The organism is Micromonospora sp. LOL_023, assembly GCF_048060115.1.
Classification (GTDB): Bacteria; Actinomycetota; Actinomycetes; order Mycobacteriales; family Micromonosporaceae; genus Micromonospora_E.
This window is the reverse complement of sequence record NZ_JBHMIM010000008.1, coordinates 1-24,305: the sequence shown is the minus strand read 5'-3', so window position 1 is coordinate 24,305 and position 24,305 is coordinate 1. Positions and strand designations below refer to the sequence as shown.

Annotated in this window: 21 protein-coding genes and 1 pseudogene; 18 read left to right on the top strand and 4 right to left on the bottom strand. The window is 69.3% G+C overall.

Annotated elements, in window-relative coordinates; genetic code table 11:
• The first annotated feature begins 104 nt into the window (after nt 1–104).
• Nucleotides 105–941, top strand: a complete 837-nt coding sequence (locus ACFHVL_RS06290; protein ID WP_416626128.1) for a sugar transferase — start codon at nt 105–107, stop codon at nt 939–941.
• Here the strand turns inward: ACFHVL_RS06290 and ACFHVL_RS06285 are convergent.
• Nucleotides 921–1,571 (bottom strand): annotated as a pseudogene (locus ACFHVL_RS06285) (alpha/beta fold hydrolase); the annotation flags it as partial. The gene ACFHVL_RS06290 and the pseudogene ACFHVL_RS06285 overlap by 21 nt on opposite strands.
• 258 nt (nt 1,572–1,829) lie before the next feature.
• On the opposite strand from ACFHVL_RS06285, the gene ACFHVL_RS06280 reads away from it, so the two are divergent.
• The 3 genes from ACFHVL_RS06280 to ACFHVL_RS06270 all read left to right on the top strand — a co-directional run bounded on the left by ACFHVL_RS06280 (nt 1,830) and on the right by ACFHVL_RS06270 (nt 6,499).
• Nucleotides 1,830–4,310, top strand: a complete 2,481-nt coding sequence (locus ACFHVL_RS06280) for a glycogen debranching N-terminal domain-containing protein (protein ID WP_416626127.1) — start codon at nt 1,830–1,832, stop codon at nt 4,308–4,310.
• Nucleotides 4,311–4,363: 53 nt separating this feature from the next.
• The gene (locus tag ACFHVL_RS06275) at nt 4,364–5,572 is read left to right on the top strand and encodes a D-arabinono-1,4-lactone oxidase (RefSeq protein ID WP_416626126.1); all 1,209 of its coding nucleotides are present in this window, start codon (nt 4,364–4,366) and stop codon (nt 5,570–5,572) included.
• 204 nt (nt 5,573–5,776) lie between these two features.
• Nucleotides 5,777–6,499, top strand: a complete 723-nt coding sequence (locus tag ACFHVL_RS06270; protein ID WP_416626125.1) for a hypothetical protein — start codon at nt 5,777–5,779, stop codon at nt 6,497–6,499.
• Here ACFHVL_RS06270 and ACFHVL_RS06265 read toward each other — a convergent pair.
• Complete coding sequence (locus tag ACFHVL_RS06265) at nt 6,496–6,999, bottom strand: roadblock/LC7 domain-containing protein (protein WP_416626124.1); 504 nt, start codon at nt 6,997–6,999, stop codon at nt 6,496–6,498. The two genes, ACFHVL_RS06270 and ACFHVL_RS06265, sit on opposite strands and share 4 nt — an antisense overlap.
• Nucleotides 7,000–7,060: 61 nt before the next feature.
• The gene (locus ACFHVL_RS06260) at nt 7,061–7,942 is read right to left on the bottom strand and encodes an ABC transporter ATP-binding protein (RefSeq protein WP_416626243.1); all 882 of its coding nucleotides are present in this window, start codon (nt 7,940–7,942) and stop codon (nt 7,061–7,063) included.
• A 317-nt stretch (nt 7,943–8,259) separates the two neighbouring features.
• Between ACFHVL_RS06260 and ACFHVL_RS06255 the strand changes: the two genes are divergently transcribed.
• From ACFHVL_RS06255 to ACFHVL_RS06220, 8 genes are read left to right on the top strand one after another with little or no spacing between them, the layout of a single operon-like run.
• Nucleotides 8,260–9,246, top strand: a complete 987-nt coding sequence (locus ACFHVL_RS06255; RefSeq protein ID WP_416626123.1) for an ABC transporter substrate-binding protein — start codon at nt 8,260–8,262, stop codon at nt 9,244–9,246.
• Nucleotides 9,243–10,106 carry an ABC transporter ATP-binding protein gene (locus ACFHVL_RS06250; RefSeq protein ID WP_416626122.1) on the top strand — a complete coding sequence of 288 codons (864 nt, stop codon included), beginning with the start codon at nt 9,243–9,245 and terminating at the stop codon, nt 10,104–10,106. Before ACFHVL_RS06255 ends, ACFHVL_RS06250 begins: the two co-directional genes overlap by 4 nt.
• The gene (locus ACFHVL_RS06245; protein WP_416626121.1) at nt 10,106–10,933 is read left to right on the top strand and encodes an ABC transporter permease; all 828 of its coding nucleotides are present in this window, start codon (nt 10,106–10,108) and stop codon (nt 10,931–10,933) included. The genes ACFHVL_RS06250 and ACFHVL_RS06245 overlap by 1 nt, the downstream gene beginning before the upstream one ends.
• A 29-nt stretch (nt 10,934–10,962) precedes the next feature.
• Nucleotides 10,963–12,981 carry a hydantoinase/oxoprolinase family protein gene (locus ACFHVL_RS06240; protein ID WP_416626120.1) on the top strand — a complete coding sequence of 673 codons (2,019 nt, stop codon included), beginning with the start codon at nt 10,963–10,965 and terminating at the stop codon, nt 12,979–12,981.
• Nucleotides 12,981–14,567 carry a class I adenylate-forming enzyme family protein gene (locus ACFHVL_RS06235; protein WP_416626119.1) on the top strand — a complete coding sequence of 529 codons (1,587 nt, stop codon included), beginning with the start codon at nt 12,981–12,983 and terminating at the stop codon, nt 14,565–14,567. The genes ACFHVL_RS06240 and ACFHVL_RS06235 overlap by 1 nt, the downstream gene beginning before the upstream one ends.
• Complete coding sequence (gene purB / locus ACFHVL_RS06230; protein ID WP_416626118.1) at nt 14,564–15,922, top strand: adenylosuccinate lyase; 1,359 nt, start codon at nt 14,564–14,566, stop codon at nt 15,920–15,922. The genes ACFHVL_RS06235 and purB overlap by 4 nt, the downstream gene beginning before the upstream one ends.
• Nucleotides 15,919–16,656, top strand: coding sequence for an enoyl-CoA hydratase/isomerase family protein (locus tag ACFHVL_RS06225; protein ID WP_416626117.1), 738 nt, complete (start codon nt 15,919–15,921; stop codon nt 16,654–16,656). The genes purB and ACFHVL_RS06225 overlap by 4 nt, the downstream gene beginning before the upstream one ends.
• Nucleotides 16,653–18,320, top strand: coding sequence for a thiamine pyrophosphate-binding protein (locus ACFHVL_RS06220; protein WP_416626116.1), 1,668 nt, complete (start codon nt 16,653–16,655; stop codon nt 18,318–18,320). Before ACFHVL_RS06225 ends, ACFHVL_RS06220 begins: the two co-directional genes overlap by 4 nt.
• A gap of 15 nt (nt 18,321–18,335) precedes the next feature.
• Here ACFHVL_RS06220 and ACFHVL_RS06215 read toward each other — a convergent pair whose 3' ends face one another.
• A complete protein-coding gene (locus ACFHVL_RS06215) occupies nt 18,336–19,142 on the bottom strand; it encodes an IclR family transcriptional regulator (protein ID WP_416626115.1) in 807 nt (268 codons plus the stop codon).
• Nucleotides 19,143–19,320: 178 nt separating this feature from the next.
• Here ACFHVL_RS06215 and ACFHVL_RS06210 point away from each other — a divergent pair, with 178 nt between their 5' ends.
• The 6 genes from ACFHVL_RS06210 to ACFHVL_RS06185 all read left to right on the top strand — a co-directional run bounded on the left by ACFHVL_RS06210 (nt 19,321) and on the right by ACFHVL_RS06185 (nt 24,145).
• Nucleotides 19,321–21,348, top strand: a complete 2,028-nt coding sequence (locus ACFHVL_RS06210) for a hydantoinase B/oxoprolinase family protein (RefSeq protein WP_416626114.1) — start codon at nt 19,321–19,323, stop codon at nt 21,346–21,348.
• Complete coding sequence (locus tag ACFHVL_RS06205; protein WP_416626113.1) at nt 21,345–22,328, top strand: tRNA U-34 5-methylaminomethyl-2-thiouridine biosynthesis protein; 984 nt, start codon at nt 21,345–21,347, stop codon at nt 22,326–22,328. Before ACFHVL_RS06210 ends, ACFHVL_RS06205 begins: the two co-directional genes overlap by 4 nt.
• Entirely contained in the window at nt 22,321–23,160 is an 840-nt protein-coding gene (locus ACFHVL_RS06200) for a 2-amino-5-chlorophenol 1,6-dioxygenase subunit alpha (RefSeq protein WP_416626112.1), read from the top strand. The genes ACFHVL_RS06205 and ACFHVL_RS06200 overlap by 8 nt, the downstream gene beginning before the upstream one ends.
• A gap of 65 nt (nt 23,161–23,225) precedes the next feature.
• Nucleotides 23,226–23,519 (top strand): BMC domain-containing protein, encoded by a 294-nt coding sequence (locus tag ACFHVL_RS06195; RefSeq protein ID WP_416626111.1) that lies wholly within the window; start codon nt 23,226–23,228, stop codon nt 23,517–23,519.
• 39 nt (nt 23,520–23,558) lie between these two features.
• Nucleotides 23,559–23,885: a BMC domain-containing protein gene (locus ACFHVL_RS06190; protein WP_416626110.1), complete on the top strand. Its 327-nt coding sequence runs from the start codon at nt 23,559–23,561 to the stop codon at nt 23,883–23,885.
• Nucleotides 23,885–24,145 (top strand): EutN/CcmL family microcompartment protein, encoded by a 261-nt coding sequence (locus ACFHVL_RS06185; protein ID WP_416626109.1) that lies wholly within the window; start codon nt 23,885–23,887, stop codon nt 24,143–24,145. The genes ACFHVL_RS06190 and ACFHVL_RS06185 overlap by 1 nt, the downstream gene beginning before the upstream one ends.
• The last annotated feature ends 160 nt before the right edge of the window (nt 24,146–24,305 follow it).

Genomic DNA, 24,305 nt, shown 5'->3' with positions numbered 1-24,305 from the left:
CGTACCCAATAGAAAACTGACTATTTATTGCAAAAGCAATACTTGGATGGCTTTTGCCTGTTAAAAACCTTTTGGCGGTTCAGTAGCGATCACCGGAGGCTTCCATGACCACGCCCACGCTGCAGCCCGCTGCACAGCGGGAGCCGACGCCGGGGTGTTCGCGCCGTTACGACGCGGCCAAGCGGGTGATCGATCTTGTCGTCGGGACCGCCGCGTTGATCGTCGCGGCCCCGTTGATGGCGATGGTCGCCCTGGTCATCGTCTGCACGCTCGGTCGGCCGGTGTTCTTCCGGCAGGTCCGGCCGGGCCGGCGCGGGGAACTGTTCGAGATGGTGAAGTTCCGGACGATGCGGGTGGTCGATCCGCAACGCGGCCTTGTCACGGACGCCGACCGGTTGACTCCGATCGGTCGCTGGCTACGCGCGGCCAGCCTGGACGAACTGCCGGAGCTGTGGAACGTGCTGCGGGGCGAGATGAGTCTGGTGGGGCCACGGCCGCACCTGGTCAAGTACCTCGACATCTACACCCCCTGGCAGGCCCGCCGCCACGAGGTGCGCCCAGGCATCACCGGCCTGGCGCAGGTGCGTGGCCGCAACGAGCTGGCCTGGGAGGACAAGTTTGCCTACGACATCGAGTACGTCGACAACCGCAGTCTCCGGCTCGACCTGCGAATCATGATCGAGACCGTACGCGTCGTCCTACGACGCGAGGGGATCTCCGCCCCGGGCGCGGCGACCTGGCACGAGTTCACCGGCACGGCCGGCCCGGATCCGGCTCACCGGTCCGGCGTAGGCGCGCCGGGCGGATCACCACGACCCGGGTCCCCAGAGCTTCAGGTAGCGTCCGACCATCGAATTGGTCTGCCGGGGCACCTCGAACTGGAAAAAGTGCCCCGAGCCGACCACCTGGCCGGTGACGGCGTCCGCCACCAGCTCCCGTAGCCGACCGTAGTCGGCGAACGGAGCGGGACCACCGATGTAGAGCAGGCGGCGCCCCCACGCGGTCAGCGCGGCGTCGCCACCCGCCTCGACGAATTCGGCCAGCCCGTCGAGGGTGGCGGCGGCGACCGCGTCGTCCGGCCGCAGCATCTGCTCGATCGCCCAGTCGACCAGGCGTGGATCGGACTCCGGGACGAAGAACGATCGGATGATGTCGATCCTGGCCTGGCGTGGATCCTCGCCACGGATCGATTCCGCCAGGGCGGCGACCTGCTCAGACGTGCCCGGCGGCACCGCGACCGACGAGTCGAGCAGCAGCAGCGAGGAGACCCGGTCCGGCACCTCGGTGGCGGCGGCCAGCGACCAGACCCCACCCATGCTGTGACCGATCAGCACGACGTCGTTCATGTCCAGCTCGACCATCAGATCCCGCAGGTCGGTGCCGAGTTCCGGCACCGTGAACCCCCGTTCCCCGGCAGGGCTGGCGCCGTGTCCCCGCATGTCGACCGAGATGATCCGGCGTCGCCAGTTGGCCAGGTGGGCGGCGATCGGCTTCATGAACCGGTGGTTGCAGCACCAGCCGTGTACCAGCAGGACGTCCTGTCGACCTCGACCGGTCTGCCAGTAGCGCATCCCGGCGGCCGTGCGTTCGTGACTCATTCGGCTGGCTCCCCTCGCTTCGGCGTTGGACCCGTCCCCGATACGGTCTGTAATCAGTATGCAGCAACGAGTCATGTTCGGCGAGTGGGTGCTGTCCGGGAAGCGGGTTCACCCGTGACGGGTGATCCGATACGCCGGCAGCCGGGTCACGCTGGCGTATGTCGCGGGCGGGCTCGTCGGCGTCCGGACGGGACGCCGGCGGCCGAACGAGCTGTGTGGGAAGGAGGGGCGGTGGTCGACGGCATCAGCAGCTTCTTCGACTCGCTGGGCGACGACGGTCGGGGGCGGCTCCCGCCGGCCGCGACCGGCACGATCCGGTTCGACATCGTCGGTCCCGCCGGCATCCGCACCTGGTGGGTGACGTACCGCGACGGTCACGCGGTGGTCGGGCGGAGCCCCGAGCGGACCGACTGCACCATCGAGGCACCGCAGGGGACCTTCCAGGCGTTGGTCGACGGCCGGGAGAACACGGTCTCGCTGCTGTTGCGCAACGGCGTATCGGTCAGCGGCCATCTGCCGCTGTTCCTGATCTTCCGGCGGCTGCTGCCGCTGCACGCGGACAGCGCGGGGCGGCAGGCGGCCGCCAGCCGGATCATCGAGCCCCCGCAGCCGAGCACGGCCGCGACGAAGCCGGTGAGCATCCTCTACGGCAACCTGTTCATGATCAGCGACCGGCGGGGCGATATCGAGTCGGTGCCGTACGCGCCTTTCGGGCTCTTCTTCTACGACACCCGATTCCTGTCCCACTGGCGGCTGACGCTCGACGGTCAGCGCATGCACACCCTGTCCATCGACGACCTGCAGTACTTCGAGTCCCGGTTCTTTCACGTGCCGGGGGAGCCGACGCACTACGTCGACGCCGACGTCTCGGTGTTCCGGCACCGCTGGGTGGGCGACGCGTTCACCGAGCAGATCGCGGTCTTCAACCACCGGGAGGAGCCGGTACGGCTGCGCCTGCGTGTCGACGCTGCCGCCGACTTCGCCGAGGTCCTGGAGATCAAGGACGGCTACCACACCGACCGGGAGATCGTGGTGACGGTCGAGCCCGACGCGCTGCGGTTCCGATACGAACGCGACACCTTCTTCCGCGAGACGATCCTGTCCAGCAGTGAGCCGGTGCGATTCGATCCGGACGGGATGACCTTCGAGCTGCACCTGGACGCTCAGGACACCTGGTGTACCGACCTCACCGTGAAGACCTTCGTCCGTGGTGCCGGCAACCGGGACCTGCGGGAGAGTCTGCGCAGCTACGCTGAGCGACCGAAACCCGAGGTGAACCGGGAACTCGACGAGTGGGTTGCCCGGTCGCCCCGGCTGACCTGCGACTATGAGCCACTGCGCGCCTCGTACCGGCGGAGCGTGATCGACCTGGCGGCCCTGCGGTACCCCGGGGTGAACTTCCGCGAGCTGCTGCCCGCCGCCGGCATGCCGTGGTTCATGACCTTTTTCGGCCGCGACAGCCTGTTCAGCTGTCTGCAGGCCCTGCCGTTCCTGCCCAGCACGGCGGTCCCCGCGTTGCGGATCATGGCGCTCGCCCAGGGCACCCGGGAAGACCCGTTCCGTGCCGAGCAGCCCGGCAAGATTCCCCAGGAGAGTCGGTACGGCGAGTCGGCACTGTTCAACGAGGTCTCGCACGCCGCCGACTTCTCCGCCGCCGACACGACACCGCTGTTCCTGGTGCTGCTCGACGAGTACGAACGGTGGACCGGCGACACCGACCTGGTACGTAGCATGGAGTTCGAGGCACGGGCGGCCCTGCACTGGATCGACCAGCACGCGGACCTGGTCGGCACCGGGTACGTCTGGTATGGACCGCGCCGTACGCGCGCCGGGGTCTTGAACCAGAGCTGGAAATGCTCGCCGGGTGCGATCAGCTTCCAGGACGGGCGCGAGGCCGACTTCCCGCAGGCCACCTGCGAGATCCAGGGCTACGTCTACGACGCGCGAGTTCGGGCCGCCCGGCTGGCCCGGCACTGTTGGGGCGATCCAGCGTTCGCCGATCGGCTCGAACAACAGGCGGCAGAGCTGCGTGAACGGTTCAACCGCGACTTCTGGATCGCGGAGCGCGGCTACTTCGCACATGCCCTACAGGCCGACGGTGAACAGGTTGACGCCCTCACCTCCAACATCGGACACCTGCTCTGGAGCGGTATCGCCGAGCCGACCAAGGCGCGTTCGGTGGTTCATCACCTGATGAGCCCGCAACTGTTCTCCGGTTGGGGCATCCGAACTCTGGCCACCGACGCGCGCCGGTTCAACCCGGTCGGCTACCACACCGGCACCGTGTGGCCGTTCGACAACTCGTTGATCGCCTGGGGACTGTGGCGCTACGGGTACCGGACCGAGGCGGCCCGGGTGACCTGCGCGGTGCTGGAAGCGTCGCGGTACTTCGACGCGCGGCTGCCGGAGACCTTCGCCGGCTATGACCGTTCCCTGACCAAGTATCCCGTCCCCTATTCGGCCGCCGGGAGCCCGCATGCCACCTCGGCGGGCGCGACGCTGCTGTTCCTGCGGGTACTGCTCGGTCTCGACCCGTACGGCGATGACCTGATCATCGACCCGGCCGTGCCCGAGGGGATGGGGCACATCGAGGTGCACGACATTCCTGGCCGGTGGGGTCTGCTGGACGCCCTCGGCCGGGGCCGGCACGACCTGACCCGTCCCCGGCGCCGCAGTCGTCGTCCCGGTGACCCGCTGCGGGCGGAGTTGTGACACCGGGCGACAGCGGCGAAGGAGCCGCCATTGTCCGGGATGAGGCGCCGGCGATGGACACCGTCGCGTCCACGGCGCGCTGGCACAACTGGTCCGGTGGCCTGGCCTTCGAGCCGGCGGTGGTGGCACGGCCCAATTCGGTCGCGGAGCTGCGCGAGGTGCTGCGCCGAGCCGCCGACCGCGACGCGACCGTCCGTCCGGTCGGCGCCGGGCATTCCTCCACCCCGCTGGTCCAGACCGACGACGTGCTGCTCTGCCTGGAAGGGCTGCCGGTCGGTGTGCTCGAACCGCCGCGCGACGGCCAGGCATGGGTCGGCGCCGGTACCCGGCTGCACGAACTGGGCGAGCATCTGCGCCGCTACCAGCTGGCCATGCCGAACCTCGGTGACGTCGACACCCAGGCCATCGCGGGCGCCATCGGTACCGGCACCCATGGCAGCGGTCGAGGGCTGCCCAGCCTGTCGGCACAGGTGACCGGGGTGCGGCTGGTGACCGCCGCCGGAGATCTGCGCCAGATCGACGCGGGGCACGACCCCGAGCTGCTGTGGGCCGCCCAGGTCTCGCTCGGCATGCTCGGGGTCTTCACCGCGGTACGGACCAGGGTGGTGCCCGCGTTTCAGGCCCGTCGGCGTGAGTGGGGGCTTCCGGTCGACGAGTGCCTGGCCGCTTTCGAGGACCTGTTGACGGTCAACCGCAACGTCGACTTCTACTGGTACCCGCGCCGCGACGACGCGCACCTGCGCACCGTCAATCCGGTTGACGACGATCCAGGGCCGGAACGGGTTCCGGCCAGCGGGTGCACCGAGGACCGGGTCGGACCCAGCGACGCGGCGTTGATCAAGCGGCGGGCGTTGCGGTTCCACGAGACCGAGTACTTCGTTCCGGCATCGGCCGGTCCGGCCTGTTTCCAGGAGGTCAGGCACCGGATCCGGACCCGGCACCGGCACCACGCCGCCTGGCGGGTGCTGTATCGCTACGTCGCCGCCGACCGGGCGTACCTCAGCCCCGCGTACCAGCGGGACAGCGTCACCATCTCGATTCACCAGAACGAGACGCTGCCGTACCGTGAGTTCTTCGCGGATCTGGAGCCGATCTTCCTGGCCCACGGTGGCCGGCCGCACTGGGCGAAGATCCACCAACTGGAGGGGCGGGCGTTGCTGTCGCGCTACCCGCAGGCACAGCGGTTCCTGGCCGTACGCGAGCGACTCGACCCCGACCGTCGTTTTCTCAACGGCTATCTGTGCCGCCTGCTCGATCTCTGACGGTGCAGACCGGCCTATGATTGCCCGGTTCTGTCACGGGGTAGTGGCGGGACGGTCCCGGCATCGAGGCACGCCACGATCCGGGCACCCGACTTGTTCCTCGGACCGGAAACCAGGTGCGTGATGTCGTCTCCTACCGTCGGTGGTCCACCAGCGGCCGATCCGTCTGGGCACGGTAGCCCGCCCGCGGGAATTCCTCGTCGGGTGCTGATCGCCGTCGCCGCGGTCGCGGTGGTGCTGGTGGCGGCGACCGTCGTGGCGGTCGTGGTGGACTCCCTGCGGGTGGGCCACGGCTCCGGCGGTGACCCCGACGTCGCGTGGACGGTGCAGGTGCCGCGTGACGGGCGGTCCGAGGCACGGCTGGAGGTGCTCGACGGGGCCACCGATCTCCAGGTGGTGGCCGGTGACCTCGGCGATCAACTGCTGCGGGTCGCGACGCCGGACGGCGGAGCGGTGCGGCCGCAGGTCACCGAATCCGACGGCACGGTACGGGTGGGGCTGGCGGAAACCGGCTACGGCGGGGCGGGTCCGGTGGAGATCACGGTGCACCGCGAGGTGCTCTGGTCCGTACGCGTCCTGGGTGGGGCGACCGGGCAGCGGATCGATCTGACCGCTGCCCGAGTATCTCAGTTGGATCTAGCAGGCGGGACAAGCACAATGGACTTGTTGTTGCCGCCGCCGAACGGTACCGTCGAGGTCCGGATGTCCGGTGGCGTCAGCACCTGGCGGGTCGGCGTACCCTCGCAGATCCCGGTCCAGGTGCGGCTGGGATCGGGTGCCGGCAGCGTCGCGTTGGACGGCCAGCGCAGCGAAGGCATCGGTGCCGGCGAGACGTTGACGTCACCCGGGTGGGACAAGGCTACCGACCGCTACGACATTGACGCCGTCGCCGGGGTGTCCGATCTGACCGTGACCAGGAGCGGCTAGCGGTCGAGGGTCGCGGTGCCGGTACGGCTCGGCAACTGGGAGTAACTGGCGTGGGTGAGTGTTTCCGCGGGCTGGCTGCTCCCGGCGGACTCGAGGGACTTCTCCGGGGCCGGGAACGCCGGCAGATGCCGGTCGGCCCGCCCGGCGAACAGCGCCACCTCGTAGGCGACCGAGTCTATGTCGGACTCGGCGTCGAACAGCGCGGCGATGATCGCGCCGCCCGGGGTGGCGGCGATGAACAGGAACGCCGCTCCCATCTGGACGACGATCTGCCGTACCCGGCCGGTATCGGCGTGCTGACCGACCGCGACGGCCAGGGCGCGTAGCCCTGCCACCACGCCGGACAGTTGTTCCCCCAGATCGTGGTCGACCCCTCTGGACCAGGCCAGGAGCATGCCGTCGGGGGAGAGTGCCACCGCTTGCTGCGCCTGGGGCACCCGTTCCACCAGATCGTCCAGTAGCCGGGAGACATCACCAGTGGTGACCACGGGGTATGCCATGAAGGGTCTCTCTTTCGGTCGGTGCGCGTTCCCGGGCAAACAGTACCCCCGACCGGACCCGTCAGGCTGTTGCGGCACGAATCACCGCAGTAGATTTCTGATACACCGTGGACCTGCGGGCGGCGCCACCGGCGAGCGGGACGACCAGCGGGGTGCCGCTCGCCGGGTCGTCGATCACCATGACGCGCAGGCCGAACACCTCCTCGACCAGCTCCGGAGTCAGCACCTGGGCCGGCACACCGCTGGCCAGTACCCGGCCGTCCTTCATCGCGACCAGGTGGCGGGCGTACCGGGCGGCCAGGTTGAGGTCGTGCAGCACCATGACGACGGTGCGGCCACGCTCTCGGTGCAGCCGGTCGACCAGTTCGAGCACGTCGATCTGATGAGCCAGGTCGAGGTACGTCGTCGGCTCGTCGAGGAGCAGTATGTCGGTGCCCTGCGCGAGTGCCATCGAGATCCAGGCGCGCTGCCGCTGCCCGCCGGAGAGGGTGTCGACCGGGTGTTCGGCCAGCTCGCTGAGGCCGGTCCAGGCCAGTGCCTGGGCGACGATCTCCTCGTCGGCGCGTGACCACTGTCGCAGCCAGCTCTGGTGCGGCTGACGGCCGCGTACGACGAGGTCGGCGACGGTCAGCCCGTCCGGCGCGGTCGGCGTCTGTGGCAGGATGCCGAGTCGACGGGCTACCTCCCGGGTGGGCAACCGCTGGATCCGTTCGCCGTCGAGCAGCACCTCGCCGGCGGCTGGCCGCAGGAGCCGGCCGAGCGCCCGCAGCAGGGTCGACTTGCCGCAGCCGTTGGGCCCGACGATCGCGGTGACCGAGCCGTCGACGATGTCCAGGTCCAGGTGGGGGACGACGACCTGGTTGCCGTAGCCCAGCCGCAACGCACGGGTCTGTAGGCGTGGTCCACCAGCCGCCCGACCGGATTGCCTGCCCGTCGTGGCCATGGCCACCGGCAGCTCGGTGAGGTTGGTCATCGGGGCTCCTCAGCTCACGGCGGACACTGCCATGAAGGGTAGCCTTACCAAAGGTTTGATTCCAGCCCGTGCACTCGACCACAGTGGCCGATGAGCTATGTACTCTCGGTGATGTTGGTGGCCGATTCTTCGTGCGAAAACCGCTTGGCCTGCCCGTCTGCGGGGGTGCTCTGGTTGCGCAAGGTGACTTTCGCCGATGGCGAAGCTTGCTTGTCCGCGTTGGCGAACCCTTGACGCCCGTCCGTGGCGCCCAGTAGCGTCTCATCATTAGAACCTAGAACCACAATATGAGTCGCAATGAACTGGGGTTGACCATGAGATTGCGTACCTTGCGGGTGGCCGGCGTCGCGTTGCTGATCAGCGCGGCTGTCACGGCCTGTTCGGAAAATCAGGAGCCGGGTGCCGGACCTGCCGCACCGGAGGAGACGACGTCGATCGACTTCGGGGTCGGCGTCGACCCCGCCTACTCACCCATCTACCTGGCGGACCAGCAGGGCCTGTTCAGCGAGGCGGGCCTGGACGTCACCGTCACGCAGTACCAGGAGGGCACCGGCGGACTCGACGCGATCCTCGCCCGTGAGGGCCAGGTGACCGCCAGCACCGAGTCGAGCCTGCTCAACCGGGCCACCCGGGGCGATGTCAAGGGCGTCGCGGTCTTCTCCCAGTCACCCGACTTCATCAAGCTCGTGGTCCGTGACGAGATCGTGGAGGTCGCGGACATCGCCCGGTACGGCGTGGTGACCGGGACTGTCAACGAGTACGCCACCAACAAGATCCTCGACACCTACGGGATCAGCCGCGACGCGGTGGAGTTTGTCACCTCGTCACCTGCAGAGATGCCGGCGCTACTGCAACGCGGCGACATCGACGGGTACATCATGTGGGAGCCGTGGCCGGCACGTGGTGTCGCCGGCGGCGGCAAGATCCTGCTGACCAGCGGCGACGTCGGATACGTCTACAACCTGATCATCGGGGTCGACGGTGCCTGGTACGAAGCCAACCAGGAAGCGGTCCGCACGCTCGTGGGTGCGGTAGCCGACGCCTGCGACCAGATCACCGCCGACCCGCAGGCCGCCGGCACCGCCACCGAGACCGCCATCCAGGTCCCGGCCGCCGAAGCTGTCGACCTGCTCACCGGAGTCCAGTGTCAGGTCCGTGACTTCACCGACGAGGACCTGCAGCGGTACGCCGAGATCGCGCAGTTCCAGCAGGACAGCGGCATCGTCACCGACCCGGCAGACCCGGCTGCGGTGATGATCCGGGGCGTAGCGTGACGGAAGAGGCGACGGCGCCGCCGGGCCGCGAACCGGTTTCCGGTACGCGACCCGGCGGGTCGCCGGTGCGGGTGCAGGACGTCGATATCCGGTTCGACGACTTCGTCGCCGTCTCCGGGGCTGCGCTGGATGTCGCCGCCGGTGAGTTCGTCTGCCTGCTTGGACCGAGCGGATGCGGGAAGTCGACCCTGCTCAACGCCATCGCCGGGTTCGTTCGCCCCGCCGCCGGCCAGGTCCTGTGCGATGGCGAACCTGTCACCGGTCCCGACGTCGACCGGGGCGTGGTGTTCCAGAGCGCCGAGGCGCTGTTCCCCTGGCTGACCGTACGGCAGAACGTGGCCTTCGGGCCGCGAATGCGTGGCGTCGCCCGTAGCCGTCGAGCCGCGATCGTTGACCGCTACCTGACCATGGTCGGGCTCAGCCTCAGCGCCGACCGGTTCCCCGGCCAACTGTCGGGTGGCATGCGCCAGCGTGCCCAACTTGCCCGGGTCCTGGCGAACGAGCCGTCCGTGGTGCTGATGGACGAGCCGTTCGGTGCCCTGGACGCGCAGACCCGCCTGGTGATGCAGGTCGAACTGGACCGGATCTGGCGGCAGTCGAAACCCACCATCCTGTTCGTCACCCACGACATCGGCGAGGCGATTCTGCTCGCCGACCGGATCGTCACGATGACCGCTGGCCCGGCGGCCCGGATCAAGCAGGTGTACCCCGTCGATCTGCCGCGCCCACGGGAGTTGACCGACCCGGCCGCTGCCGGACTGTTTCGCGCCCTGCGGGCGGACATCGGCGCCGAGGTAGCCCAGACCCTGCGTGCCCAGGGGCTCGACGACGGGCACGGCCTGAACGGAGGTGCCGGCTGATGGCCGTCGAGGTGCGAGACCCATCCACGACCAGGGCGACCGACCGGCCCCGGCGCCGGCGCTCGCCTGGCCGACGCCAGCAGACCAGGATCCTGCTGTCCGTGCTGTCCGTACTGCTCGGTGTGCTGATCTGGGATCTGGTCAGCCGCAACTACACCGCGTTCTTCCTGCCCTCGCCCCGGCTGACCTGGCAGGGCACGGTCGAGTTGGCGGCAAACGGGACGCTGTGGGACTCGATCTGGGCGTCGAGCCAGCGGATCCTCAGCGGCTGGGGACTCGGGGTACTGGTCGGGATCCCGGTGGGCCTGCTGATGGGGTGCAGCAGGTGGTTACGGCTGATGCTCGACCCGTACATCCAGTTCTTCAGGTTCATCCCGCCGATCGCGTTCGTCACCCTGGCGATCATCTGGCTCGGCCCGGGCGAAGCATCCAAGATCGCGCTGATCTTCTACACGACGGTGTTCATCGTCGCGCTGAACACCCTGGCCGGCGTACTCGCGGTCGACGAGCTGAAACTGCGGGCGGCGCGGGCGTTGGGCGCCGGGCCCGCCCGAACCCTCGCCTCGGTGATCCTGCCCGCCACGGTGCCGTACGCGGTCACCGGAGCCCGGCTCGCCATGGGTAACTCGTTCCTGACCATCGTCTCGGCCGAGATCGTCGCGGCGCAGAGCGGCCTGGGTTCGCTGATCTGGACGGCCCGCAACTATGCCAAGACGGAGTGGGTCTTCGTCGGCATCATCGCCCTGGGCCTGCTCGGATACTTCTTCGACTGGGTGCTGCGAACAGTGGCCCGCACCACGCTGCGCCGCTACGGCGTCACGTTCTGACGGCGTACACCCCACAGGAAGGGCTCCACATGCTCTGCATCGGCGTCGACATCGGCGGCACCTTTACCGACGTCATCGTCTACGAGCCGGGCACCGCCCGGCTCGCCGAGGCCAAGACGCTGTCCACCCCGGCCGACCCGGCCGCGGCAATCCTCGACGGGCTCGCCAAGCTCGGCGTGTCCCTGTCTCGTGCCGGCCGGTTCGTGCACGGCACCACCAGGGTCACCAACGCCCTGTTGGAAGGGGCCGGCGAACCCGTCGCGGTCATCACCACCGAGGGCTTTCGTGACGTGCTGGAGATGGGGCTGGGACATCGCCCCCGGCTGTACAGCGTCAAGGAGACCGGCCGACCCGCGCTCACCCCCCGCCGGATGCGCCACGCCGTGCGGGAACGGATCGCCGCCGACGGGACCGTCGCGGTGCCCCTCGACCTGGACCAACTGGATGAGGTGGCGGCCCGGGTGGCCGCCGGAACCGCCCGTGCGGTGGCGATCTGCTTTCTGCATTCGTACCGCAATCCGGAGCATGAACTGGCTGCCGCCGAGCGCATCAGCCAGCGGCACCCGGACATCTCCTGCAGCGCCTCCGCCGACGTGGTCCCGGAACACGGCGAGTACGAGCGGTTCGCCACGACGGTGCTCAACGCCAGCGTCCGTGGAGCTGTCAGCGACTATCTGTCCGGTCTGGGTAGCACCCTGTCCGCCAACGGCTACCACCATCCACTGGCCATCATGACGAGCAGCGGCGGCGTGGTCTCCACCGATCAGGCGGGACGGCTGCCGATCAACCTTGCGCTGTCCGGACCGGCCGGCGGCGTGGCGGCCAGTGCGTACGTCGCCGGGCTCGCCGGCTTCGACAATGTCATCACCTGTGACATCGGCGGCACCAGTACCGACGTCTGCCTGATCAAGAACGGCGCGCCGTTGATGACCAACCACGGCACCATCGCAGGCCATCCGAACCGGACGTTCCAGATCGAGATCAACACGATCGGCGCCGGCGGTGGCTCGGTCGCGTGGCGCGACCTCGGTGGCGAACTGCGGGTCGGCCCCAAAAGCGCGGGTTCCGACCCTGGACCTGCCTGCTACGGCCGGGGCGGTCAGGAGCCCACCACCACCGACGCGCACCTCCTCGTCGGCCACCTCGACCCGGACGGTCTACTCGGCGGCGAGGTCGCCCCCGACGTCGACGCCGCCCGCGCCGCCCTCGGCCGCCTCGCCGCCCAGTTCGACGGTGAGCTGAGCGAGACCGAGCTCGCCGACGGCGTTCTGCGCCTGGCGACGGTCAAGATGACCAGCGCGATCAAGGAGATATCGGTCGCCCGCGGACACGACCCGCGCGACTTCGTGCTGATGCCCTTCGGCGGCGCCGGCCCCATGCACGCCACCGCGCTGGCCGACGAACTTGGCATCCTGCGGGTCCTGGTACCGCCGGTACCGGGCAACTTCTCCGCCCTGGGTTTTGTCACCGCCCGGGCCCGGCACGACCACGTCCGTACCGCGCTGGTGGCCGCCGACGCGGCCGGGCTGAGCGCCGTCCGCGTCATCGTCGACGATCTGCGGGAGACCGCCCGCAGCCAGCTCAAGACCGAGGAAGGAGTGGAAGCCGACCAGGTCAGCTTCCGGTTCTCCCTCGGCATGCGGTTCCGCGGCCAGAGCTTCGACCTCGCGGTGCCGTTCGACGAACTGCCCGACCGGCCGACCGACCTGGTGGCAGCGTTTCACGACGCCTACCGGGAAAGGTACGCCTACCTGCGCTCGGACCATCCGACCGAGATCGTCAACTGCCGGCTCACCGCGTTCGGACCGCAGCCGGCGGTCACCTTCGCCGCGCCGGCCGTCGGTCCACCACCCACTCCCGCCAACACCCGGATCTGGGGTCCACAGGGTTGGACGGACGCGACGGTGTGGAATCGCCCGACCCTCACGGCCGAGCACCAGATCACCGGGCCGGCAGTGGTACGCGAGAGCGGCAGCACCACGGTGATCGGGGCCGGCTGGCGTGGGCGGGTGGACCGGCACGGCAACCTGCTGCTGGAGCGGAGCTGATGCCCGCCAGCGCACCGGCGTTCGACGCGGTGCTGCTGAGCCGGGCCGACGAGACGCCGCACCAACCGCTGTTCACCTTCGCCGGGCAGCCCACCGTGACCGCTGCGCAGTACGCCGAGCACGTCGGGCGGGCCGCCGCCGTTCTCACCGCCGCCGGTGTCGGCCGGGGTGACCGGGTCGCGGTCTGGTCGGAGAACAGTCTCGCCTGGCTGATCCTGCTGGGCGCGGCGGCCTGGCGCGGTGCGGTACTGGTGACCCTGCACCCAGGCCTGACCACGCCGGAGCTGTTGTCTGCGCTGCAGCGCAGCCGCCCCGCAGTGTTGTTCGCCGCACGGCGGATCCGGGACCGGGACGTGTCCCAGACAGCCAGTCACGTCACCGACCTGCCGGTCACCATGATGGAGACGGAACTCGGTGGTTCCGTTCTTGCCGGACAGCCCGGTTGGACCGACCGGCCACCGGCGCCGGTGGCCGACCCTGACCGTCCGCTCAACGTGCAGTTCACCTCGGGAACCACCGGGGCACCGAAGATGGTGATGCTGACTGGCCGCAATCTGGTCCGCAACGCGACCTGGACCGCGCAGGCCGCCGGCATCCGGGGCGACGACCGGATCAGCTGTCCGCTGCCGTTCGCCCACGCGGCCGGGCTGAGCAGCGGCGCGGTGCTGGCCGCGGTCACCGGTGCCCACCTGGTGTCGGCGCCTCGGTTCCACCCGGACGTCGTGCTCGACGGTGTGGCCCGGCACCGGTGCACCGTGCTGCAGATGGTGCCGACGATGGCGACCATGCTGGCCGACCGCCTCGACGAGCGTCCCGGCCTCTGGGACATCTCGTCGTTGCGACTGGGTTTCCTCGGTGGCGCGTTCTGCCCGCCCGGACTGCGTCAGCGGATCCGACAGGCGCTGGGACTGTCGCGGTTGGCCGTGGTCTACGGCCAGACCGAGGCGGGGCCGACGATCAGTGTCGACCCGGACGATGGCAGCTGCCGACCGGCCGGTGAGACGGTCGGCCGGGTCCTTCCACCGCTGCGCGCCCGGATCGTCACCGTGGCACGGTCCGACGAGGAGGCGGCGCACCCCGCCAGCGTCGAGGGTGAACTGCAGGTACGCGGCGAGTCGATCACCCCCGGCTATCTCGACGACCCGGCTGCCAACCATGAGGCGTTCACTGCGGACGGCTGGCTGCGGACCGGCGATCTGGGCCGGTTGGCCGACGACGGCACCCTCACCTTGACCGGTCGGGTCAAGGAACTGATCATCCGGGGCGGTGAGAACGTCAGCCCCGCCGAGGTCGAGACGGCGCTGGTGGAACAGGACGGTGTCGGCCAGGCCTGCGTGGTGGGGGTTCCCTGCGCGCGATGGGGCGAGGAGGTGGCGGCGCTGCTGGTCGCGGCACCCGGCGTCGCGTTGCGGGTGGACCTGGTCGCCGAGTCGGTGATGGCGCGGCTGGCGCGGCACAAGGTGCCGACTCGCTGGCGGGTGGTGCCCCGGCTGCCGCTGCTGCCCTCAGGCAAGGTCGACCGCCTGGCGGCGACCGGCCTCGTCGAGCCGTCCGAACCGGCCGCCGTTCACCGGGAAACCCAGTGAATCCGATCAGTTCCTGCTTCCTGGACTCGTTGACCGTCACCAGCTTCTTCGGCAACGCCGAGATGCGGGCCGTCTTCAACGACCGACAGCTCATGCAGGCATGGCTCGATGTGGAGGCCGCGCTGGCCGGGGCTCAGGCGGACCTGGGCATCGTCCCGACCGCGGCGGCTCAGGCGATCGCGGCCTCCGCCCGGGTGGAATCACTGGACCTGGCGACGGTCGCCTCGGACGCGGCGGACACCGTCCATCCGCTGGTGCCGATGGTCCGGGCACTGACCCGGGCGGCCGGCGACGCCGGCCGGTACGTCCACCTCGGCGCAACCACCCAGGACGTGATGGACACGGGTTTCGTGCTGCGGGCCCGCGCGGGCCTGGACATCGTCAGCGGTCAGCTCGACGAGCTGATCCGGATCCTGCGTCGGATCGCGTTGCGACACCGCGACACCGCGATGGCCGCCCGGACCCACGGTCAGCAGGCCCTGCCGACCACGTTCGGACTACGGTGCGCGGTCTGGCAGAGCGAACTGCAACGGCACCGGGAACGTCTCGCGCAACTGCGCCCCCGGTTGCTGGTGGTCAGCATGGGCGGTGCAGCAGGGACGATGGCCGGCTACGGCCCGCGTGCCTTCGAGTTGGAACGCGCCGTCGCGAGCCGGCTCGGCCTGGGCGTCGCGTCGACGCCGTGGCACGCCACCCCGGATCGGCTGGTGGAGTGCCTGACCCTGCTCGGGCTGGTCGCGGCCAGTGCCGAGAAGCTGGCCCGCGAGATCTACTTCCTGGGCCGTACCGAGATCGGTGAGGTCCACGAGCCGCAGCGGGACAACCAGGTCGGCAGCAGCACGATGCCGCACAAGCGCAACCCGATCCGCTGCGAGGCGGTCATCGCCGCGGCCGGCACGCTGCGCGCCCAGGTGCCGTTGGCGATGCAGACCATGGTGTCCCAGGACGACCGGGACATGGGCGTCGGGATGGCGTTGTGGAAGCTGGTGCCGGAGTGTTTCATCCTGATCGGCGGCGCTCTGCAGCGTCTCAACGAGATCTTCGCCGCGCTGCGCGTCGACCCGGCCCGGATGCGGGCCAACCTGTCCGCCACGGGTGGACTGCTGCTGTCCGAGGCGGTGATGCTGCGCCTGGCCGGCCCCCTTGGCCGGGAGCCCGCCCATCACCTGGTGATGCGGATCGTGCGCGACAGCCTGGACCAGGGCCGACCCTTCGCCGAACTGCTGCGCGCCGACCCGCAGGTCGCCGCCGCGGTGCCAGCTGCCGAGCTGGGCCGGCTACTCGACCCGCTCGGCTACATCGGACACGCTGCGGCCCTGGTGGACCGCGCACTGCTGGAATCGGAGGCTACATGACATCGGTGCGTCTAGATCGAAGTGGCCGGCTGGCCACGGTGACCCTCGACCGAACCACTCGGCGCAACAGTTTCGACCTCGCCATGCTGAGCCGGTTCGAGGACGTACTGGCTGACCTCGGTCGTGACCACACCGTCGAGGTGGTGCTGCTCACCGGTGCGGGCAGCGCCTTCTGCGCCGGCACCGACCTCGACGAGTTGGCGTCGTTGGACCCGTCGACGACGATGGGTGTGCAGCGACGTACGGCCGAACTGGTGGAACGCTGGTACCGCCTCGACCAGACGACGGTCACCGCGTTCAACGGACCCGCCATCGGCTCCGGTGCGATTCTCGGCCTCGCCAGTGACCTGCGGATCGCCGCGGACACCTGCTTCTTCGCGTTCCCTGAGGTCGGCTTCGGGATTCCGCTGACCTGGAGCGGGATGGCCATCCTCGCGGACCTGGTCGGTGCCGACCGGGCCAAGCGTTGGCTGCTGCTCAGCGAGCGGATCGAGGCAGATCGGCTGCGCGAGCTGGAGTTGGTGGCCGAGGTGGTGCCCGCGGATCGGATGGCTGCCGCCGCTGGTGTACTGACGGACCGGCTACTGGCCGTGCCGGCGCTCGGCCGATCGATGACCAAACGCACCGCGAGGCTTGCCGGCCCCCGGTTCGAGGCGGCAGCCGCCGATTCCTACCTGGGCGCGCTGAGCGTCGCGCTGCGTCCACCCGGCCCCTACCGGAAGGACCGCCGGTGAAGGTCTACCAGGCAATCGCCGACGAACTGGTCCGCCACGGCGTGGACACCGTCTTCGGCCTGCTCGGCGACGCCAACATGTTCCTGGTAGCGGATCTGGTTCAGCGCCACGGCGTCCGGTTCGTGGCGGCCCGCAACGAGAACACCGCGGTGATGATGGCCGACGGCTGGGCCCGGGTGACGGGCCGGTGCGCGATCGCCACGGTGACCCAGGGTCCCGGGTTGGCGGTGGCGGGTCCGGCGTTGACCATCGCCCGGCAGGCAGGCACCCCGCTGGTACTGCTGGCCGGCGACACCCCCGCCGGCGATCCACTGCACGTGCAGAACTTCGCGCAGCAACCGTTTGCCCTCGCCACCGCAGGTGCGTTCGTGCCGGTCACCGCGGCCGAGACGGTGGCCCGCGACGTCTCCGTCGCGCTGCGCCATGCGGCGGAGCGCCCTGGCCCGGTGGTGCTCGATATCCCGATCGACCTGCAGGACCTACCGGCGGCCTCGGAGATGCTCCCGCCGCTGACGGCCGCGGACGTACCTACCGCACCGGCACCTTTACGACCGGATCCAGCGGCCGCCGTGGCGTTGGCGGCGCGCGTCGCCGTTGCCCAGCGTCCGGTGATCCTCGCCGGTCTGGGCGCCGAGCACGCCGGTGCCGAGCTGGTCGAGCTCGCGGACCGGTGTGGTGCACTGCTCGTCACCAGCCTGATGGCCGCTGGCCTGTTCGCCGGGCACCCGTACCACCTCGGGGTGGCCGGTGGACTGTCCCGGCCGTTGACCAGGCAGCTGCTCGGCCGTTCGGATCTGGTGGTGGCCTTCGGCGCCGGTCTGAACCGGTGGACCGCCGATCACGGCGAGTTGTTCGGTGGTGCGCAGGTGTTCAGCGTCGACACCGATCCGGCCGCGATCGGTGCCCACTGGCCGGTCGACGGTGGCCTGGTCGGCGACGCCGCAGCGGTCGCTCGGGCGTTGGTCGAGGCGCTACCGGGGCCGGCGGACCCGGCCACCGGTGGCCGGGTCGCAGCGGGCGATTCGGCGGGCGGTTGGCGTACGCCGGCACTGGCCGCTGCCCTTCGCGACGCCGATCCGTTCGCCGGGCTGCCGCCGGAGCGACCCGGTGCGGGCCGGATCGATCCACGACGGGTGATGGCGGTGTGCGCACGTCGGCTGCCGATGCCACGGACCACGGTGGTGGGCGTGGGCCACTTCGGCGGCTGGCCCAACATGTACCTCGACTCCCCGGCGGCGGACCGGGCGCTGATCGCGCCCTGGGAGTTCGGGAGCATCGGCGTGGGTCTGCCGTACGCGGTCGGTGCGGCTCTCGGGCGGCCGGACCGACCGGTGGTGGCGTTCGAGGGCGACGGCAGCCTGTTGACCTGCCTGGGTGAGCTGGACACGCTTGCCCGGACGGGAGCGCGGGTCTTGCTGCTGGTGCTCGACGACGCCGCGTATGGCGCGGAGGTACGCAAGCTGCGCCCACGTGGCGTTGATCCAGGGCTTGCCCGGTTTCCCGAGCGTGACCTGGCGGCCGTGGCGACGGCACTGGGTGTTCACGCCCATCGAGCGCACGACGAGGCGAGCCTCGATGCCGCTTTCGACGCGGTGCTGCCGTTGACCGGGCCAGCGTTGCTGCAGGTGAGGATCGATCCGGATGTCGTGCAGCAGCAGTTCTGACCCGGTCCGGTCCGGTCAGCTGCCCCAGATCTCCCCGACGCCGTGGCCGAGCTGGCGGGACAGTTCGTCGGCGGTGCGGACGGCGGCGGCGGCCAGGTCCGCGACCTGCTCGTCGTCGGCGAGTCGGAAGATCGGCCCGGAGACGCTGATCGAGGCGGTCACCGTGCCGAGCCGGTCGCGCACCGGCGCGCCGACCACCCGCAGGCCGTCCTCGCTCTCCTCGTCGTTGAGTGCCCAGCCGCGCTGGCGTACGCCGGCCAGATCGGCGAGGAAGGTGTCGATGTCGGTGATGGTGTGGCTGGTCAGCGGGGTCCAGACCGCTGCGGCCAGCAGCTGGCGAACCTGGGTGTCGTCCAGATCGATCAGCAGGGCTTTGCCGGCGGCGCTGCACCACACCGGGATCCGTCGGCCGAGCCGGGAGACCAGCTGCAGGCTGTGGGATCCGGTGACCAGGTCGATGGAGATGGCGTCGAGTCCGTCGCGGATGGCGAGGTTGACTGATTCGCCCCGATCTTCGGCGAGTTGTCGCAGCAGCGGTCGGGCAATGGCGTGCATGTCGAGCCCGGCGAGGAATCGGGCGCCCAGGTCGAAAACGGTGACCCCGAGACGGTACGCCCCGGTCTCCTCGTTGCGCTGCAGGAAGCCCGCGTCGGCAAGTGCCCGGAACAGTCGGCTGGCGGTTGATTTGTGCAGCCCCAGCTCGCGGCTCACGTCGCTGACCTTGCGCTCCGGGGTGTCGCGGTGGAACGCGAGCAGGACGCTCAGGGCGCGGTCGAGCGCCTGGGTGCCGGATTCCCGGTCGGGGGCGGTGACAGAAGACATCTTGTTTCCCATCTCGGAGATTGCTAGGCTCACAATATAACACAAGACCCACATGTTGAGTCGACGAGACTGATGGTCCATCACACCCAATGCGGGCCAGCCCGTGCCACCGGACAGACGCACCGACGTACTGCCTGATCATCCGGCGGCGACAGAACCCCATTGCGAGGCCGAACGCATGCCCCTGAACCCCATTGATCTAGAGATCGTCACCGAAGGATTGATCTCAATCGTCCGGGAGATGCGCCAGACGATCTTCCGCACCGCGCACTCGCCGGTGATCGCCGACGCCCAGGACTTCTCCTGCGCTCTGTTCAACGCCAACGGTGAAATGGTCGCCCAGGGGCGGGACATGCCCGGCCACGTGATCGCCATGCCAGCCTCCGTCAAGGAGATCTTCGACGACTTCCGGGGCGAGTTCCGCCCCGGCGACCTCTACCTGGTCAACGACCCCTACCGGGGCGGCAGCCACCTCAACGACGTCACGCTGATCAGCCCGGTCTTCGTCGACGGAAACCTGTTCCTCTTTCCTTGCGTACGCATGCACTGGGCGGACATCGGCGGGATGACTCCGGGTAGCGTCTCCGGTCAGGCCACCGAGATCCTCCAGGAAGGGCTGCGTATACCACCCATCCGGCTGATCGAGGCAGGCCGGCCCAACGCCGCTGCGTACAGCATCCTGTTCGCCAACGTACGGATGGCCGACGAACGTCGAGGCGACCTGGAATCCAGCATCGCCGCATGTCACACCGCCGAACGGCGACTGCGCGAACTGGTCACCCGGTACGGCCGGCAGTTGATCCTCGACTGCGTCACCGCGAACATGGACCGCACCGAGCGGCGGCTACGCCAGCGCATCCGTGACCTGCCCGACGGCACCTACCACTACGAGGACTACCTCGACCTCTACACCGACGGCGGCTACGATCCCGCACTCGTCCGCTGTGCGCTCACCGTCGCCGCCGATCAGATCGTCGCCGACTTCCGCGGCTCCTCACCCCAGGTGGCCGCGGTGGTGAACTCGTCACTGGCGATGACCACCGCCGGCGTGTTCATCGCCGTCAAGTCCGCGCTCGACCCGGGTGGGCTGGTCAACCACGGTGCATTCCGGCCGCTGACCGTACGCACCGACCCCGGCACCGTCGTTCACGTCACCTACCCGGCGCCGGCCAACGCGCACAGCGAGGTCCGCAAGCGGGTGATCTCCGCGGTGATGGCGGCGCTCAGCCAGGTCGCACCGGATCTCATCGCCGCCGACCAGTTCGGCACCACCTTCCAGAACCTGATCGGCGGCGTCGACGAACACACCGGTCGGCCGTACCTCTACTACGACTACCCGGCCGGTGGCAACGGCGGCTTCCTGGAGGCCGACGGCCCCAGCGCGATGAATCCGGTCGATCTCGGCGACATCTCCACCATCCAGTCCGTGGAGCGGCTGGAAACGGAGATCCCGATCCGTATCGACGCCTGCGAAGTTCGTGCCGGGTCCTGCGGCGACGGCCGACACCGCGGCGGACTCGGTACCCGGCGGTCGACGCGACTGCTGGCCAGCACCGGCGCCTACTCGGTGCAGACCGACCGCACCACGGTTCCGCCGTACGGGCTCGCCCTCGGCGGGCCAGGTGCCGCCACCACGACCTACCTGTTGCGCGACGGTCAGCGGGTCGACTTCGACACCCCCGGCAAGGTCGCCGGGTACCCGATGCGCGACGGCGATGTCCTGGTCATGGAATCAGCCGGCGGTGGCGGCTGGGGCGACCCCCTCAGTCGTGACCCGGACCAGGTCGCCACGGACGTCGCCGAGGGCTACCTGACCGTGGACGAAGCGCGCGAGCGGTACGGCGTGATTTGCGACGATGTAGGCCGGCACGACCCAGAGGCAACGAATGCCCACCGCCGCCAGTCGCACGCCGCCCGGTGCTGGCTGCAGTTGACCGGCACGGATCAACCCGTGAGCACCGGCCGCCGAGGCCGGCAACGACTGGTCTACGTCCACCCTGACGCGCTACCCGCCGGCGCCCTGATCGAACTGCACGCCACCCACCCGGCCCCGCTGCGAGCCTGGGTACGGCACGACGCAGCGGTGGCCCCCGACCAACTCGCGGTCGACGCCGACGGCCTACGCATCCTCGGCGCGGACAACGGTGACCGGTGCCTGGTCCGCGTCCTGCGCGCCGCGCACACCATGACGGGAGGACCGCAATGAGCAGGGTGTTCCGGCTGCCCCCCACTGCGCCCAAGCGACGTGAGACACCCGTCCCGGCTGCCGGCCCGACAGCCGCGGGTGACACCGTCCGACGTCCCGGCATCATCGCCGGCTTCCTCAGCCCTCACCCGCCGCACCTCATCTACGGCGAGAACCCGCCGCAGAACGAGCCCCGATCGCAGGGCGGGTGGGAAGTGCTGCGCTGGGCGTACGACCGGCTCCGGCGCCGAATCCGGGACGTCCACCGACCCGATGTGCTGATCGTGCACGCCCCGCACTGGATCACCATGGTCGGACACCACGTCAACTGCGTGCCGAACCCGCGCGGTGTCTCCGTCGAGCCGATCTTCCCGCACCTGTTCCGTTACCACTACGACTTCCGGACAGATGTGCCGCTCGCTGAGGCGATCGCCGACGAAGCCGCCGACCTAGGTCTGGTCACCAGCAAGATGCGCGACCCAGGGGTACGGGTCGACTACGCCACGATCGGCGCACTGCACATGGTCAACCCCGCCTGGGACATCCCGGTGGTGTCCCTGTCGGCCAACAACAACCCGTACTTCTACTCCGATGCCTCACTCGGCGAGATGGAGGTCCTCGGCGAAGCCACCCGGCGGGCGATCGAGCGGACCGGCCGGCGCGCCGTCCTGCTCGGCTCGAACTCGTTGTCCCATCTGCACTGGCACGAGGAACCGGGACTGCCCGAGGACATGGAGCGGGAGCATCCGTACAACAACCATCAGTACCGCTGGGACATGAAACTGCTGGAGACGATCCGGCAGGGACCGACCAGCCGGCTACGGGACCTCATCCCCGAACACATCGAAGCCACCTCCTCGGAGACCAAGGCGGGCAGCCTTACCTGGCTGCTCGCGGCAATGGGTTGGCCCGAGGTAGCGGGCGACGTACTGGGCTACGGGACGATCATCGGCACCGGCAACGCGGTGGTCGAGTGGACACCGGAGGCGACCCATGGCTGAACCCGGCATTCAGGCCGGTGTGCTGATGCCCGGCATGCCGCATCTACTGGCCGATAGACCCGCACCCAGTTGGGCGGCACTGGCCGACTCGGCCCGTACCGTCGGCGAGCGGCTGCGCCGACTCGAACCCGACGTCGTGCTGCTGCTGTCCACCCAGTGGTTCACTGTGCTCGGACACCAACTCCAGTGCGACCCGAACCCACGCGGCGGGCACACTGATGAGAACTGGTACGCCTACGACTACGGACATCTCGAGTACGATCTGCGGTTCGACGTCGACTTCACCGAACGGTGGGCGGCGCGGATCGACTCCTGTGGCATGCAGGCCCGGCGCACCCGCTACGACGGATTCCCCATCGACACTGGAACGATCGTCGCGTCGGCGCTGATCGACCCCCGGCGTAGCCTGCGCTGGGCCCAGGTTTCCTGCAACCTGTATGCCGACGCCGACACCCTCGCCAGGGTGGGCCGGGCGGGAGCCCAAACCGCTCATGACGCCGGCCTGCGCGCGGCCGTAGTCGTCGTGTCGGGGATGTCGTCCGGGCTGATCCAGCAGTGGATCGAACCAGACCAGGACCACATCGCCGAGCCGGCCCACGATCGTTGGAACCTGCGGATCCTTCAGCTACTCCTCGACGGTCAGATCGACGAAGCCCTCGCCGTACGCGAGGACTTCGCCCGACAGGCGCAGGCAGACAGCCAGTTCCGGGCACTCGCTTTCCTCGCCGGAACCGGTGCCGCGACCGGTGCGGCACAACAGCACACGTACGGGCCGATCTGGGGTACCGGCGGTGCCGTCCTGTCCTGGAATTTGCCCGGCGATTCCGAGTGACCGCGCACCGCCGGGCTGCTGAACCCGGCGGCCATCCAACCCAACGAAGCGACAGGAGAGACCCGATGCGTAACACCGCTGCGGGATTCGTCGAGGCAGAAGGATTCATCCCGATCTTCGACGCGGTAGATGCCATGGTCAAAGCAACCGAGGTGGAAGTGACCGGTGTAGTGCGGCTGGGCGGCGGGATCGTCGCGGTCGCCGTCCGTGGTGACCTCGCCACCGTCGAGGAAGCCGTCGACATCGGCGAGGAGACCGCCCGAGCCAAGGCAGGGCGCTCGGTCCGGTCCATCGTATTCGCCAGCCCATGCGACGCGGTCAGCGCGTTGGCTTTTGATCCGAGCCTGGTCGGAAACTGATTCCAGCTGATCGCTGACCGAACGAGAAGGAGATCAGAAATGCCGTCAGACAAGGCGATCGGAATCGTGGAAACCCGGGGCGTGGTCGCCCTCTCCGCCGGGATCGAAGCGATGATCAAGACAGCCGACGTGCGATGCATCGCCGTCGAACGTGTCACAAGCGGCTACCTCGCTGCGGCGGTTCAAGGGACCCTGGCCGCCGTGCGACAGGCAGTTTCCGCTGGCGAAGCTGCCATCCAGCAACATGGAGATCTGCGCAGCTCGCAGATCTACCCCAAACCGCATCCGGCTACCGCTGCGCTTCTGGAATCGGGCGACTCGACCCGTATTCGGACGGTCATTGCCGAGCTGCAAGGCAACAGCTGATGATTCTCGCAGAGGTTCTCGGCAAAGTCTGGCCGGACCGAATCCTTACTGCGTTGCGGGGCCACCGACTCGTCCTGGTCCGGGAACAGCCGGATGGACCGCAGCGAGTCGCCGTCGATCTGATGAACGCCGGCACCGGCAGCACCGTTCTAGTGGCCACAGATGAGGCCGCAGCCGCTGCCACCGGCGTTCCCTCAGTCGACGCGGCCGTCGTCGCATTGGTGGCCGACCAGTCCGGAACGTTCGTTACCCGCGACTGACCTGCTGCCGCGCCAAATTCGTCGAGAGAGGTATCTCCATGGCCCTGACCGGCTCGTTGTCCCCAGAACTCTGGCATCCGGAGCTGCTTGCCGGTCGGCCGGCCGCCGACGGCCCCGGTCTGTTGCGCAGTTTCGTCGACGGTCGGTTCGTGGATGCGGG